Source organism: Microbacterium sp. RU33B (assembly GCF_900155915.1).
Taxonomy (GTDB): domain Bacteria; phylum Actinomycetota; class Actinomycetes; order Actinomycetales; family Microbacteriaceae; genus Microbacterium.
Map to the genome: position 1 here is coordinate 1367178 of NZ_FTPO01000001.1, position 14290 is coordinate 1381467.

Here is a 14290-nt window from a genome sequence, read left to right on the forward strand (position 1 = left end):
TAGTTTGGACACGTGAATGCCAGCCCCGCCGATCAGCGCCGTCTCCTCGACCTCGCCGACCTCGATGTCCGCATCCGGCAGGCCGACCAGATGCGCAAGAGCCCGCCACAGGGCGCCCGCGTTCAGGAGCTCCTCGCCCGTCGTCAGCAGCTGTCGCAGGAGCTGACCGTGCGGCTCGGTGCCCGCGACGACCTGCGTACCGAGATCTCGCGCCTCGAATCCGACGTCTCCGTGGTCGATGCCCGGATCGCCCGCGACCAGCAGCGTCTCGCCGGATCGTCCAACACGAAGGAGGTCGCCGGCTTCGAGTCCGAGCTCACGTCGCTCGCCAAGCGCAAGAGCGACCTCGAAGACGTCGAGCTCGAGCTCATGGACCGTCTCGAGCAGGCGGATACCGCTGTCGCCGAGCAGGAGGCGCTCATCGCCGCGACGAACGCCGAGGGCGCCGAGCTGAGCGCCGAGGCGAAGCGCGTCGTCGCCGAGGCGACCGCGTCGTTCGAACAGGCCACCCGCGACCGCGGTGCGGTCGCGGCCGGGATCGATGCCGCGCTCCTCGCGATGTACGACCGCGTCGCCGCCCGCGGAGTCGGTGCGGGACTCCTGCAGCGCAACACGTGCGAAGGCTGCCGCATGGTGCTCTCGGGCACCGACATGAATGCGATCCGCCAGGCCAAGCCCGACGCGGTGGTGACGTGCCCCGAATGCGGCTGCATCCTCGTGCGCACGGAGGAGTCGGGCCTGTGATGCCGTCGACCGGTCGTGGACAGGGCTGACGCCGCATCCTGGATCGTCCTCGGCCGGACGGGCGACGGGGTCACGGCTGCGGTCCTCGACGCGACCGGCGTCGAACTCGAGCGCGCGTCGTTCGAGGAATCGGCCTGGATCGACGAGGTCGCCCGCATCGAGACCGGCCACGCTCCACGGTGGGTGTGGAACGACGCGCCCGCCTGGTGCGCGCCGCTGCTCGATGCCGGCGTGCGGATCGCGCGGTGTCACGACCTCCGGCTCGCGCACGCCATCCTCCGCGACTCCGCGCTCGTCGTCGACGACGCCGGGCTGCGCGCCGCATCCGCGTGGGATGCTCCGTCGCTCGCCGAGCAGGCGGCGGGTGCCGGCGCCCCGGCCCTGTTCGAGTGGGTCGAGACCGACGACTCCGCGGCGGGCCTGCCGACCACGATCGACGACGCGATCGCGGAGTTCTCGCGGCAGCGCGCAGCCCTGGCTGCATCGGCCGAGTCCGGCCGCCTCAGGCTGCTCGTCGCCGCCGAGTCCGCCGGCGCACTCGTGGCGGCCGAGCTGCGGGCCGCGGGACTGCCGTGGGACGCGCAGGCGCACGACCGCATCCTCACCGAGATCCTGGGGGAGCGTCCCGTCGGTGGCGGTCCGCCTGCGCGCGTCGAGCAGCTCGCCGCCCGGGTCCGCGCGGAGCTCGGCGATCCCGCCGCGAGTCTGGACTCCCAGCCCAAGCTTCTTCGGGCGCTGCACCGCGTCGGCGTCCTGGTCGAGTCCACATCGAAGTGGGAGCTGGCCGAGCAACGGCATCCGGTGATCGAACCGCTCCTCCGGTACAAGCAGCTCGTGCGCCTGCAGTCCGCGAACGGGTGGACATGGCTCGCCGAGTGGGTGCGCGACGGCAGATTCCGCCCCGTCTACGTTCCGGGAGGTGTCGTGACGGGCCGATGGGCGTCGTCGGGCGGAGGAGCGCTGCAGCTTCCGCGCAGCCTCCGCGACGTCGTCCGCGCCGACCCGGGGTGGCGGCTGGTCGTCGCCGACGTCGCTCAGCTCGAGCCCCGCGTCCTGGCCGCGATGTCGCGCGACACGGGACTGGCGGATGCCGCACGCGGCCGCGATCTGTACGAGGGCATCGTCTCGACGGGCGCGGTGGGCACGCGCGCGGAGGCGAAGATCGCGATGCTGGGCGCGATGTACGGAGCCACCACGGGCGACAGCGGGAGACTCGTCCCGCGGCTGCGCAAGACCTTCCCACGCGCGATGGCGCTCGTCGACGACGCGGCGCGCATCGGCGAGGACGGGGGAGTCGTGACGACGTGGCTCGGCCGCACGTCTCCGCCCCCGTCCGCCGAGTGGACCGCGGTGCAGTCCCGCGCGACCGAGTCCTCGGCATCCGTCGTCGAGGAGAACCGCGCGCGGCGCTGGGCACGCGATCGCGGCCGGTTCACCCGCAATTTCGTGGTGCAGGGAACGGCGGCCGAGTGGGCGCTCGCCTGGCTCGCCGACCTGCGCATGCGCCTGAACGCGCTTCCTCCCGTGGAGGCTCCGGATGCTGCGCCGCGCTCAGGGCCGGTCTTCCTGGCGCGTCCGCACCTCGCCCTCTTCCTGCACGACGAGGTCATCATCCACACCCCGGCTGTCCACGCCGAGGCCGCGGCAGCGGCCGCCCGGGAGGCCGCGGATGCCGCAACGCGACTGCTGTTCGGAGAGATCCCGCTCGACTTCCCGCTCGACCTGCGGATCGCGGCCAGCGCAGCGAAGTCGTAGGGTCAGCCGCAGGGGATGGAGGTGACCTCTCCGACGGCAGGCTTCTCGATGAGCGGTGTGTGCAGGATGGTGGGCTCGACGGTGGCGGCCGTCGGCGATGTGAAGCGGAAGTCGACCGTTCGGGTCTGACCCGGTGCGAGCACCACGTTCACGAGACTCGTGGGGAATCCGCGGTCGTCGGCCTCGACAGTGAGCAGTCGTTCCGCTCCCGCGGTCACTCCTCCGGAGAGGAATCCCTTGGGAGCGGCCACGCTGACATTGGTGCCGATGTCGCCGGGGGAGACACCGAAGAAACCACCACCGGTCACACTGTCGGGCAGCGAGGCTGCATCCGCGGGCGCCGTGTTGGTGAGCGTTACCGAGATGGTCACGTCGGTCAGTCCGTCCGCCCGACAGACCGAGATCTGAGGCTGGATGGCGGTGGTCAGAAAGGTCCCCATCTTCCCCCCACCGGTATCGTTGAGCCACACGGCGAACGCGTCTCCGGGAGCCGCCGCGTGTCGCGCGCCTGAGCCGCCCAGAACGGGGTCGGAGACAAGCGCGCCGGCGGTCGGATCGGACAGCGACAACGACAATCTGCCCTCTTGAACCGGCTCGGTGAGCGCCCCGATCCAGTCGAGCGGCGAGATGCCTCCTTGTAGGACGTGCTCGAAAGTCGCCGCGGTCACGGCCTCTTGAAGTTCGGTCTGTTGCCTCTCGTCGAGGGTACGGTACGGATCGACGAAGAGGGTCTCCACAAAGTCGTCGGCGGTGAGCACGGTACCGTCAGGGAGCGGAACGCCTCCGGTCACGGCGATGACAGACCGGATGACGAGCGGATCGATGGCCACGACCGCATCCGGTGTCACACCCGTGCGCTGCTGCCACCAGGCGACGGCGAGATCGGCTGAGTACGCGAAGTCCGTGGTCATCGTGATGTTCTGGACGAACGTGCCGACTTCATCGCCGAAGAACCCGACGTCCGCTGCCGGCGTCTCGATGATCGGATCGGCAAGCCGCGGGAAGTCACTGGACGATGCCTGAGCGACGAGGGAGACCGCGCCGTCCACCGCATCGAACTGCGTGAACGAACCTGTGATGCCGCCGCCCGTACGCAGTTCGGCGTTGTTCTGGAACATCAGAAGGATCGTGCGCGGGCCGTCGGCGCCCAGGAGGGACGGGAGGAGGTCGGCGGCGTCGCGCGCAGAAGCGGTCGCGTCGGCGGCGGTGTGGACGGCTCCCTGGAGCATGACCACCGCCTCGCGCACATCGGCGATCACGTTCGCGGTCTCGAGCGCGTCGAGTTCGGACGCCGCCGTCGAAAACGTACCGGCGGCGCGCTGGAGCGGGGCCTGCGCCTGCTCGATCAGCGCGAGATCGACCTTGCCCGCGTCTAGGAGCGATGCCCCGTCGAAGACACCGAGCACGTCGAGCAGCGGCTGCACGCCAGCATCAGACATCTCGGCGAGCTGCCGCGAGACGACGCGCACGGCCGTCAGGTTCGGCCCTGCGAACGGAACGATCTCCGCGGCGCGCCAGACAGGATCGCCCGTAAGGTCTGCTGCCCGCGAGGCGCGCGTGCCGACTTCATCGGCGATCTGCTCGATTGTCGCGAAGTTGCGGTCGACGGCCGCGTCGCGGAGATCGTCCACCAGTGGGGCGAGAGCCTTCAGCTCGGCCTGCGCCTGCACGGCGCGCACGCCCAGCCAGATCCCTGCGCCGAGCAGAACGAGCAGGAGCCCGCCGGCGATCGACCACAGCACGATGCGACGCCTACGCGGCGGACGCGCAGTCATCGCGGTCGTCATCGAATCAAGCCCGCGTGCGCCGGCGGGCGACGAGCAGCACGACACCGGCGATCGCGGCGACGCCGCCGGCCACGCCGAGCGGCACGACGTAGGCGCTCATGCCGGTCGCGGGAAGTGCACCCGCACCGCTGCCCTGCTTGCCCGGAGGGTTGGCGCAGACGACGGTCGCGGGCGGGTACTCGAGCGCGACCGAGATCGTCGGGTTCACCTCGATGGTGGCCGAGATATTCCCGCGCGTCCAGGCGAAGTTGCCGGTGGTTTCGACGAACTCGCCGTTGGCGTCGGTCGTCCACCCCGGCCAGCCGTTGCCGCGCCCGTCGGGTCCGACGGACGCACCCGGCCACAGGACCGTGCCCGAGAGCCGGTTGTTGACCAGGGTGCCGAGAGGAATCGACTCGGTGTTGGTGCCGTCCGTCAGGACGAGCGTGGCCGTGTTGCCGGTGGACAGGTTGTTCGGGTCGGTCAGGACGACCTCGTAGCTGATCCACGGCACGTCCTGCTCGCAGGCGGGCACGACGCTCGAGCCCGCCAGTGACGGCCGAGTCGGCTTGTCCGGCGGATACTGGCTCGCCGACAGCGACGGCGACGGGGAGTCCCCGGTCTGCGCACTGGCCGCGGTGGCGGCGAACGGTGCGGCGATGAACAGTGCAGCGACTACAGCTGCGGAAAGCATGAACTTGCGCATTCGACAGCCTCCCCAAAGGCTCTCAGTGCGGATCCTCCCCAAAAGGACCCGTCGGTGATGAGAGTACCACTCGGGCCGGATGAATACCTCCGTTTCGCGGCGTCGTGTTTCGGATTCGTGACCTGGGCTCCGCGTAGACTCGCTCGAGCGAATGGGTCGGTTGGATGATCGCGTCGCGCACGGTCCGCCGTGTCGCGCCGAGGAACGTCCGGGCTCCACAGGGCAGGGCGGTGGGTAACACCCACCCGGAGCGATCCGCGAGACAGTGCCACAGAGAGAAGACCGCCGCCGGGCCGAGAGGCCGGGCGGTAAGGGTGAAAGGGTGGTGTAAGAGACCACCGGGGTCGCGGTGACGCGATCCGCAGGGTAAACCTCGCCCGGAGCAAGGCCAGACAGGGGATGTTGACGCGGCTCGCCGAGTCCCCGGGTAGGCCGCTGGAGCGGCACGGCAACGTGTCGCCGAGAGAGATGATCATCGAAGGGGCTTCGGCCCCGGAACAGAACCCGGCGTACAGACCGGCCCATTCGCCCCATACTCCGGATGCCTCGCCGGAGGCATCCTGGATCGTCAGGCCACGTCGCCCGTCCGCGCGAGGGCGGCGGCTCCGATGATCCCCGCGTTGTTGCGGTGCACAGCCGGGACGATCGGCGTGCCGAGCTCCAGCAGGGGCAGGAAGTTCTGCGCATGCTTGGAGACTCCGCCGCCGACGATGAACAGGTCCGGGCTGAACAGGAACTCGATGTGGCTGTAGTACCACTGCAGGCGCGCAGCCCACTTCTCCCACGTCAGACCTTCGCGCTCGAACGCGGAGTACGCCGCGTAGGCCTCGGCATCCTTCCCGTGCTTCGCGCGCTGCACGTGACCGAGCTCGGAGTTGGGCACGAGCACTCCGTCGTAGATGAGAGCGGAGCCGATCCCCGTGCCGAGGGTCGTGAGGATGACGAGACCGTCGACGCCCTTCGCGGCGCCGTACCGCACCTCCGCGACGCCGGCGACATCCGCGTCGTTCGCGAAGTGGATCTCGCGACCGAGGCCGTCCTCGAAGAACTTCTCCGCTTCGAATCCGATCCACTTGTCCGAGACGTTCGCCGCCGACAGCGTGCGCCCGCGCTTGACGATCGCGGGGAAGGCCACCCCGAGCGCGACGCTCGCGTCGTCGGCGACACCCAGGGTGTCCAGCACCTGACGCACCGCCCGCAGCACGTCGTCGGGCTCCGCGCCCGCGGGTGTCGCGACCTTCACGCGGTCGCTCGCGAGCTGTCCGGCGTCGAGATCGACGATGCCCGCCTTGATGCCCGTGCCGCCGATGTCCACGCCGACCGCGTGCGTCGTCTTCGCTGCCATGCGCTCAGCCTATCCAGGCGCGGGCGATCAGTAGGATCGACAGGAGAGCACCCACCGACGGGTACAAGCCGACTGGAGTAGACGTGGCGAGCGACAGCGAGAAGTACTGGTTCAACCTCAAGACGGGCGAGGTCGAGAAGGGCTTCGAGTCGCCCTCGGTCGACCGCGCCGGCCCGTTCGACACCGCCGAAGAGGCTGCCAAGGCCCCCGAGGTCATCCGGGAGCGCTCGAAGGCATGGGCGGACGACGAGGCCCGTGACGATCAGTGGGGCTCGGCGCCCGGCGAACCCGGCGCCGACGACTAGTCTGAGCACGGCGACCCGGCACCGGAGAGGATTCGATGGACAAGCAGCGTGACTTCGTTCTGCGGACGATCGAGGAGCGGGGTGTCAAGTTCGTCCGGCTCTGGTTCACCGACGTCATCGGCACCCTCAAGTCGGTCGCCATCGCACCGGCGGAGGTGGAGGGCGCCTTCGCGGAGGGACTCGGCTTCGACGGCTCCGCGATCGAGGGCCTGACCCGCTCGTACGAGTCGGACCTGCTCGCCCACCCCGACCCCACGACGTTCCAGACCCTTCCGTGGCGCGGTGAGATCGACCCGACGGCGCGCATGTTCTGCGACATCACGACGCCCGACGGACAGCCGGCCGTCGCCGATCCGCGGCACGTCCTCAAGCGCGCCCTCGCGAAGGCGGCCGACGCGGGGTTTACGTTCTACACGCACCCCGAGATCGAGTTCTACCTGCTGAAGTCGTCGCAGTTCGGCGCCGACGGCCCCGAGCCGGTGGATTCCGCGGGGTACTTCGACAACGTGCCGGGCGGAACGGCCCACGACTTCCGTCGGCGGTCGGTCCGGATGCTGGAAGACCTCGGCATCTCGGTGGAGTACAGCCACCACGAGGGCGGCCCCGGACAGAACGAGATCGACCTGCGGTACGCCGACGCGCTCGCCACAGCCGACAACATCATGACGTTCCGCACCGTGATCAAGGAGGTCGCGATCGAGCAGGGCGTCTATGCGACCTTCATGCCGAAGCCGCTCGGCGGCAAGCCGGGCAGCGGCATGCACACGCACATGTCGCTGTTCGAGGGCGACATGAACGCGTTCTACGAGGAGGGTGCGCAGTACCAGCTCTCCAAGACCGGCCGTCAGTTCATCGCCGGGCTCCTCCGCCACGCGAACGAGATCTCGGCCGTCACGAACCAGTTCGTCAACTCGTACAAGCGCCTCTGGGGCGGCGACGAGGCCCCGAGCTTCATCACGTGGGGCCACAACAACCGCTCCGCTCTCGTGCGCGTGCCGATGTACAAGCCCAGCAAGGGCCAGTCGTCGCGCGTGGAGTACCGCGCCCTCGACTCCGCCGCGAATCCGTACCTGGCCTACGCCCTGCTGCTCGCGGCGGGCCTCAAGGGCATCGAGGAGGGCTACGAGCTGCCTCCGGAGGCGGAAGACAACGTCTGGTCGCTGACGGACTCCGAGCGCCGCGCGCTCGGGTACGCGCCGCTGCCGGCGAGCCTGGACCACGCGCTGGAGTACATGGAGGAGTCCGAGCTCGTCGCAGAGACCCTCGGCGAGCAGGTGTTCAACTACGTGCTGCTCAACAAGCGCAAGGAGTGGCAGGAGTACCGCTCGCAGGTGACGCCCTTCGAACTGAAGAGCAACCTCGAGATGCTCTAGGCCTCGGCCTGCGCGACGATGTCCACGAGCGAACGGCGGTCCTCGGCTCTCACCGGGCTCGCACGGCGCGGCTTCGGCCGCCTCGAAGACGCCGAATCCCTCCTCCTCGAGCTCGAGCGCGATCTCGGCATGGATCGCGAGGCACTTCTCGACGCGTCGACGGATGCGGCCGATCCGGATGCCGCACTCTCGGCGCTGGCGCGCGTCGCGCGTCGCGACGCGCCGGCGGTCGGCGCCGTCCTGCGCGACCCCCAGGGTCGGCGGGCGCTCTGGGCGCTGCTGGGCGCCTCGACGGGCTTCGCCGACTTCTTCCTGCGACAGCCGCGCGAGCTCGCCCATCTGAAGGATGCCGGCAGCGAACTGCCGTCACCCGACGAGCTTCTCGCGACCCTGCTCGAATCCGTCGGCGCCGACGACGGATTCTCGGAGTCCGGGGGAGAGGACGCCTGGGTCGCCCTGCGCGTCCGCTATCGGCGCGTCCTCGCGCGCATCGCTGCCTTCGACCTGTTGAGCAACGCCCCCGTCGACGAGATCGACGTCGTCGCCGCACGTCTCGCGGATGCCGCCGGCGCGGCGCTGGAAGCCTCGCTCTGCGTCGCGCGCACCCGCGTCTCGGGAGGGAGCGCCGGTGCCGGCCTCTTCCCCCGCGACCAGGTCGCCGCCGCGAAGCTCGCGATCATCGGCATGGGCAAGACCGGGGCACGCGAGCTCAACTACGTCAGCGACGTCGACGTGATCTTCGTGGGCGGCGCCGACGACGACGCGCTCGAGTCGATCGGGGAGAGCCGGATCGTCGACATCGCCACGCGGCTCGCCGTGCAGACGATGCGCGGGATCTCGAGCATCGAGATCGAGCCTCCCCTGTGGGAGGTCGACGCCAACCTGCGCCCCGAGGGCAAGCAGGGAGCGCTCGTGCGCACGCTGGACTCCCATCTGTCGTACTACGACCGATGGGCCAAGAGCTGGGAGTTCCAGGCGCTGCTGAAGGCACGTCCGATCGCCGGCGACCCCGGCCTCGGCGCCGAGTACGTGCGCGCGGTTCAGCCCAAGATCTGGACGAGCGCCGCGCGCGAGAACTTCGTCGACAGCGTGCAGCGCATGCGCGAGCGGGTCATGGAGCACATCCCCGCCGCCGACGTCCCCTTCCAGATCAAGCTCGGCCCGGGTGGCATCCGCGACATCGAGTTCACGGTCCAGCTCCTCCAGCTCGTCCACGGACTCGCCGATGACCGCATCCGACAGCGGGGCACGCTCGAAGCCCTCGACGCGCTCGTCGCCGAGGGATACATCGGGCGACCGGAAGCAGCCGCGTTCTCGCGCGACTACCGCATCCTCCGGCTGCTCGAGCACCGGATGCAGCTCAAGCACCTGAGCCGCACGCACCTCATGCCCGAGCGACCCGAGGATCTCCGCGTGCTCGCGCGCGCCACGAAGCTCGCCGACAGCGGGCCGGATGTCTGGGAGCGGTGGGAGTCGGTCAAGCGCGAAGTCCGCGACATCCATGTGCGGCTCTTCTACCGGCCGCTGCTCTCCGCCGTCGCGTCGCTCTCGCCCGACGAACGCGCGCTGTCGGCGGCGCAGGCGCACGACCGCCTCGCCGCCATCGGATTCACCGATCCGGTCGGCGCCCTGCGGCACATCGCCGCCCTCACGAGCGGTCTGAGCCGCAAGGCGACGATCCAGCGGCACCTCATGCCGATCATGCTCCGCTGGTTCGCCGACGGGGTCGATCCCGACTACGGGCTCCTCTCCTTCCGGCGACTCAGCGAACGACTCGGCAGCACGCCGTGGTTCCTGCGGATGCTCCGCGATTCGTCGGGGGCTGCCGAGAACCTGACCCGCGTCCTGTCGGGGTCGCGCTACGTGGGGGAGCTGATCGAATGGATCCCCGAGTCGGCCGCCTGGCTGGACGATCCCGAACTCCTCCGGCCGCGGACGGGCGTCGCGATGCAGGAGGAGGCGCGAGCGATCCAGACGCGGCACGAGACGATCGGCGACGCCATGCGGGCCGTTCGCGCCCTGCGCCGCCGCGAGCTGCTGCGCACCGCCATGGGAGCCGTCCTGGGCGTCATCACCGTCGAGGAGATGGCGAAGTCGCTCACGACCGTCACCGAGGTCACGATCCAGGCGACGCTGCGGGCCGTCTGGCGCGACGTCGTCCCCGAGGAGGATCGCGCACTCGACTTCTCGGTGATCGCGATGGGCCGATTCGGCGGGGGAGAGCTCGGGTTCGGCTCCGACGCCGACGTCATGTACGTCTACGACGCGAACGGCCTCGAGCCTCAGCGCGCGCATGAGCTCGCTCTCAAGGTCGTGACGGCGCTGCGCCAGCACTCCGAGGATCAGCGCGTGCCCCTCGACCTCGACGCCGATCTGCGACCCGAAGGCCGCAACGGACCCCTCGCCCGCTCACTCGATGCGTACGCCGAGTACTACCGTCGGTGGTCGCTCTCGTGGGAGGCGCAGGCGCTCCTGCGTGCCCGGGGAGTCGCCGGCAGCGTCAAGCTCCTTCGCCGCTTCGCAGCCCTCGCCGACGACGTGCGGTATCCGGCATCCGTCGACCCTCAGGCTCTCCGTGAGATCAAACGCATCAAGGCGCGTGTCGAGAACGAGCGACTGCCGCAGGGCGCCGACCCCCGGCTGCACCTCAAGCTCGGACCCGGCGGCCTGAGTGACGTCGAGTGGCTCGTGCAGCTCCTGCAACTGGAGCACGCGCATGCCGTGAAGGGCATGCGTACGACCTCGACCCTCGGTGCGCTGCGCTCGGCTCAGGAGGCCGGTCTGATCACGGATGCCGCGACAGACCGTCTCGCCGACGCCTGGCGCCTCGCCAGCCGTCTGAGGTCGGCGAACACCCTGCTGTCGGGGCAGACGAGCGACGTGCTGCCGACCGACCGCAAGCGACTGGATGGGATCGGGCGGCTGCTGGAGTACGCCCCTCGCTCGGCGACCCAGGTCGAGGAGGACTGGATGGGCGTATCGCGGCGTGCCCGTCGGGTCTTCGAGAAGCTCTTCTACGGCTGAGCCGTCGCCCCGTCGATCGCTCTGTCGTCCTCGGCATCCGACCGATACGGTCGGTCCATGAAGACAGGCGCCGACCCTGAGGCTGAGGACCGCGCGACGGCGATCATGTGGATCTTCGCGGGCCTGTTCGTCATCCCGTTCATGATCGGCTCCGGATTCGGCGCCTCGTGGGTGGCGGGCATGACATACGGATACGTCGTCGCGATCGTCCCGGCCGCGATCGTCGTCATCGGCATCATCCTGGGAATACTTGCCATCGCGCGTCGCGCGAGATCCGCGCGATTCCCCCGGACCGGGCTCGTCATCGCCCTCGGGGTCTGCATCGTACTCATCGTCGTCGCGAGCATGATCAGCAGCTCATGACGAGACACCCGCGTGACGACTGAGGCAGCCACCGCGCCGAAAGGGCCCCCACCGCGTCCGCGGTGAGGGCCCTTTCGAATGGCGGGATCAGACGCCGAAGTACAGCTCGTACTCGAACGGGTGGGGACGAGCGGCGATCGGCTTGATCTCGTTCTCGATCTTGTACTCGATCCACGTCTCGATGAGCTCGGGCGTGAACACGTTGCCGCGCGTGAGGAACTCGTTGTCGGCGCGGAGCGCCTCGAGCGAGTCGAGCAGCGAGTTCGGAACCTGCGGGATGTTCTTCGCCTCCTCGGGGGGAAGCTCGTACAGGTCCTTGTCGACCGGCTCGTGCGGCTCGATGCGGTTCAGGATGCCGTCGAGGCCGGCCATCATCTGCGCCGCGAAGGCGAGGTACGGGTTGCCCGAGGCATCCGGCGCCCGGAACTCGATGCGCTTGGCCTTGGGGTTGGAGCCCGTGATCGGGATGCGGATCGCCGCCGAGCGGTTGCCGGCCGAGTAGACCAGGTTGACCGGAGCCTCGTAGCCCTTGACGAGTCGCTTGTACGAGTTGATCGTCGGGTTGGTGAACGCGAGCACGGCCGGAGCGTGGGCGAGCAGACCGCCGATGTACCAGCGCGCGGTGTCGGAGAGTCCGCCGTAGCCCTTCTCGTCGTAGAAGAGGGGCTTGCCGTCGAGCCACAGCGACTGGTGCGTGTGCATACCCGAGCCGTTGTCGCCGAAGAGCGGCTTGGGCATGAAGGTCGCGACCTTGCCCCACTGCTCGGCGGTGTTCTTGACGATGTACTTGAACTTCAGGATGTCGTCCGCCGAGTGCACCATGGTGTCGAAGCGGTAGTTGATCTCCTGCTGACCGCCGGTGCCCACCTCGTGGTGCGAGCGCTCGAGCGTGAACCCGGCCTCGATGAGCTTCAGGGTGATGTCGTCGCGGAGGTCGGCCGTCTTGTCGACCGGGCTGACGGGGAAGTAGCCGCCCTTGTAGGGGGTCTTGTTGGCGAGGTTGCCGCCCTCTTCGACCCGGCCCGTGTTCCAGGCGCCTTCCTCGGAGTCGACGCTGTAGAAGCTCGAGTTCTGCGTGACCTCGTAGCGGACGTCGTCGAAGATGTAGAACTCGGCCTCGGGGGCGAAGAACGCCGTGTCGGCGATGCCGGTCGAGGCGAGGTACTTCTCGGCCTTCTTGGCGACCTGACGCGGGTCCTTGTGATAGATCTCGCCGTTGCGCGGGTTGTAGATGTCGAAGATCATGACCAGCGTCTTCGCCTCGCGGAACTGGTCGAGGTACGCCGTCGTGACGTCCGGGATCAGCTGCATGTCCGACTCGTGGATGTTCGCGAAGCCTCGGATCGAGGAGCCGTCGAACAGCTGGCCGACGGTGAAGAACTCCTCGTCGACGGTCGAAGCGGGAATGTTGAAGTGCTGCTGAACACCGGGAAGATCCGTGAAACGGATGTCGAGGAACTTGACGTCCTCTTCCTTGATGAACTTCAGAACCTCGGACGAGTCTTTGAACATGAAAGCTCCATGAGGTAGGGCATCGGGAACTGCGAACCGCCGAGCGGGTCTTTCCGACCGTAGCGAGAAGGCGTTGCTCCCCAGTATCTCCCGTGTTTCAGGGATGTTACGCCTCCCCGATTAGGCTGGATGGATGTCTGATGCCCTCCCTGCAAGCTCGTTTCCGGGTGAGCGGCTCGGACTTCCCCGCGACGGCGCGGGCAGCATCGCGAAACTGGGTCGTCGCGTCCTCGCCCTGCTGATCGATCTCGCCGCTGCGGCGCTGATCGCCTATGCGTTCTTCTCGTACGTCGATCCCGCGACGGGCGTGCGATTCCCCGAGCCGTTGGCGTCGAACATCGTGTTCTTCGTCATCCAGATCATCTTCATCCCGACGCTCGGCGGGAGCCCCGGACACCGCATCCTCGGCATGCGCCTGATGCGCGTGACGGGAGGCTGGACGGGCGTCTGGCGCCCGGTCGTGCGCACCGTGCTCCTGATGCTCGTCCTGCCCGCGGTGATCTGGAACTCGGATCACCGAGGGCTGCACGATCAGCTGGCGGGAACGGTCCTCGTCCGCACCTGAGACCCGTCCGGATCACCGGACAACGCAGGTCCGCTCAGCGAGGACGGGGAGCGCGGACCTTCGTGGGATCGATGCCCTTGGGGATCGGCAGCGACGACAGACCCTGAGACACCGAGTCGATGCGCTTGATGACCGCGGCCATCGTGGAGCGGTCGATCTTCTTGGGAAGCGACTTGATCGTGGACGACAGCTTCGCGATCGTGACCTCGTCGTCGCCGTGTCCGACGTAGAAGACGTGCACGGGGACACCCGTCGCGACGCGCTGCACCCTCGAGCGCTCCTCGTTCACGAGACGCGTGAGGCGACCGCGCGCGCCCTCGCCGACGATGACGACGCCGCCGCGGCCCACGGCACGGTAGACCGCCTCCTGCGTCTTGGGGTTGACCCCGACAGGCATCTCACTGGACTGCCACTTGCGACCGAGAGAGGTGGAGAGCACGTGACCGGCGGCGCCGGGCATGCCGTCGAGCTTCTTGTACATCGCACTCGTCGACAGGCGGGTCATGGTCATCATCGAGCCGAGCACACCGAGCATGAGACCCGTGACGGCCCAGAGGATGATGCTCCAGATCGCGAACGGCGGGATCAGGAATCCGATGCCGATGCCGATGACGACGCCCAGGGCCAGGATGCCCGCAAGCAGGAACGGCAGCCAGGTGTACTCCTTCTGCGTGAAGGAGTAGAGGGTGCCGATCTGACGGAAGAACCCCGGACGCTTCTCCGGGGCCGTGGTGCGCGCTGCCATGCGCCCAGCCTACCTTTTCCGGCTCTCTCACTCGATCCTCCTCAGGGGCCGCACAGTCGAGGTTCTCCACAGGCGGACAGCGCCGGA

General features: G+C 68.8%; 12 protein-coding genes and 1 other RNA gene. 8 read left to right on the forward strand and 5 right to left on the reverse strand.

The genetic code is table 11. The features are described 5' to 3' along the window. Window positions 1-12 precede the first annotated feature (12 nt). Both B0B14_RS06675 and B0B14_RS06680 read left to right on the forward strand, forming a co-directional pair. Window positions 13-744: a zinc ribbon domain-containing protein gene (locus B0B14_RS06675; RefSeq protein ID WP_076680657.1), complete on the forward strand. Its 732-nt coding sequence runs from the start codon at window positions 13-15 to the stop codon at window positions 742-744. 15 nt (window positions 745-759) lie between these two features. Beyond that, window positions 760-2499, forward strand: a complete 1740-nt coding sequence (locus B0B14_RS06680) for a bifunctional 3'-5' exonuclease/DNA polymerase (protein WP_143733645.1) — start codon at window positions 760-762, stop codon at window positions 2497-2499. Window positions 2500-2501: 2 nt separating this feature from the next. Here B0B14_RS06680 and B0B14_RS06685 read toward each other — a convergent pair whose 3' ends face one another. Together B0B14_RS06685 and B0B14_RS06690 are read right to left on the reverse strand one after the other, a co-directional pair. Then, on the reverse strand, window positions 2502-4274 hold the full coding sequence (locus tag B0B14_RS06685; protein ID WP_179085274.1) for a DUF4012 domain-containing protein: 1773 nt from the start codon (window positions 4272-4274) through the stop codon (window positions 2502-2504). 16 nt (window positions 4275-4290) lie between these two features. Continuing rightward, the gene (locus B0B14_RS06690; protein ID WP_076680659.1) at window positions 4291-4971 is read right to left on the reverse strand and encodes an LPXTG cell wall anchor domain-containing protein; all 681 of its coding nucleotides are present in this window, start codon (window positions 4969-4971) and stop codon (window positions 4291-4293) included. A 152-nt stretch (window positions 4972-5123) separates the two neighbouring features. Between B0B14_RS06690 and rnpB the strand changes: the two genes are divergently transcribed. Then, window positions 5124-5499, forward strand: an RNA gene (gene rnpB / locus B0B14_RS06695) — RNase P RNA component class A. A gap of 40 nt (window positions 5500-5539) precedes the next feature. Here rnpB and ppgK read toward each other — a convergent pair. Further along, window positions 5540-6316, reverse strand: a complete 777-nt coding sequence (ppgK, locus tag B0B14_RS06700) for a polyphosphate--glucose phosphotransferase (protein WP_076680660.1) — start codon at window positions 6314-6316, stop codon at window positions 5540-5542. 83 nt (window positions 6317-6399) lie between these two features. On the opposite strand from ppgK, the gene B0B14_RS06705 reads away from it, so the two are divergent. From B0B14_RS06705 to B0B14_RS06720, 4 genes are read left to right on the forward strand one after another with little or no spacing between them, the layout of a single operon-like run. After that, window positions 6400-6621, forward strand: coding sequence for a hypothetical protein (locus B0B14_RS06705; RefSeq protein ID WP_076680661.1), 222 nt, complete (start codon window positions 6400-6402; stop codon window positions 6619-6621). A gap of 35 nt (window positions 6622-6656) precedes the next feature. After that, on the forward strand, window positions 6657-7994 hold the full coding sequence (glnA, locus tag B0B14_RS06710; RefSeq protein WP_076680662.1) for a type I glutamate--ammonia ligase: 1338 nt from the start codon (window positions 6657-6659) through the stop codon (window positions 7992-7994). Window positions 7995-8012: 18 nt separating this feature from the next. Continuing rightward, window positions 8013-11018: a bifunctional [glutamine synthetase] adenylyltransferase/[glutamine synthetase]-adenylyl-L-tyrosine phosphorylase gene (locus B0B14_RS06715; protein ID WP_076680663.1), complete on the forward strand. Its 3006-nt coding sequence runs from the start codon at window positions 8013-8015 to the stop codon at window positions 11016-11018. Between the two features lie 57 nt (window positions 11019-11075). After that, window positions 11076-11381, forward strand: a complete 306-nt coding sequence (locus tag B0B14_RS06720) for a hypothetical protein (RefSeq protein WP_076680664.1) — start codon at window positions 11076-11078, stop codon at window positions 11379-11381. 87 nt (window positions 11382-11468) lie between these two features. Here the strand turns inward: B0B14_RS06720 and glnA (B0B14_RS06725) are convergent, their stop codons facing one another. Further along, window positions 11469-12893: a type I glutamate--ammonia ligase gene (gene glnA, locus B0B14_RS06725; protein WP_076680665.1), complete on the reverse strand. Its 1425-nt coding sequence runs from the start codon at window positions 12891-12893 to the stop codon at window positions 11469-11471. Window positions 12894-13026: 133 nt separating this feature from the next. Here glnA (B0B14_RS06725) and B0B14_RS06730 point away from each other — a divergent pair, with 133 nt between their 5' ends. Further along, entirely contained in the window at window positions 13027-13458 is a 432-nt protein-coding gene (locus B0B14_RS06730) for an RDD family protein (protein ID WP_076680666.1), read from the forward strand. 34 nt (window positions 13459-13492) lie between these two features. On the opposite strand, the gene B0B14_RS06735 is transcribed toward B0B14_RS06730, so the two are convergent. After that, a complete protein-coding gene (locus B0B14_RS06735) occupies window positions 13493-14203 on the reverse strand; it encodes a DUF4191 family protein (RefSeq protein ID WP_076680667.1) in 711 nt (236 codons plus the stop codon). Window positions 14204-14290: the final 87 nt, after the last annotated feature.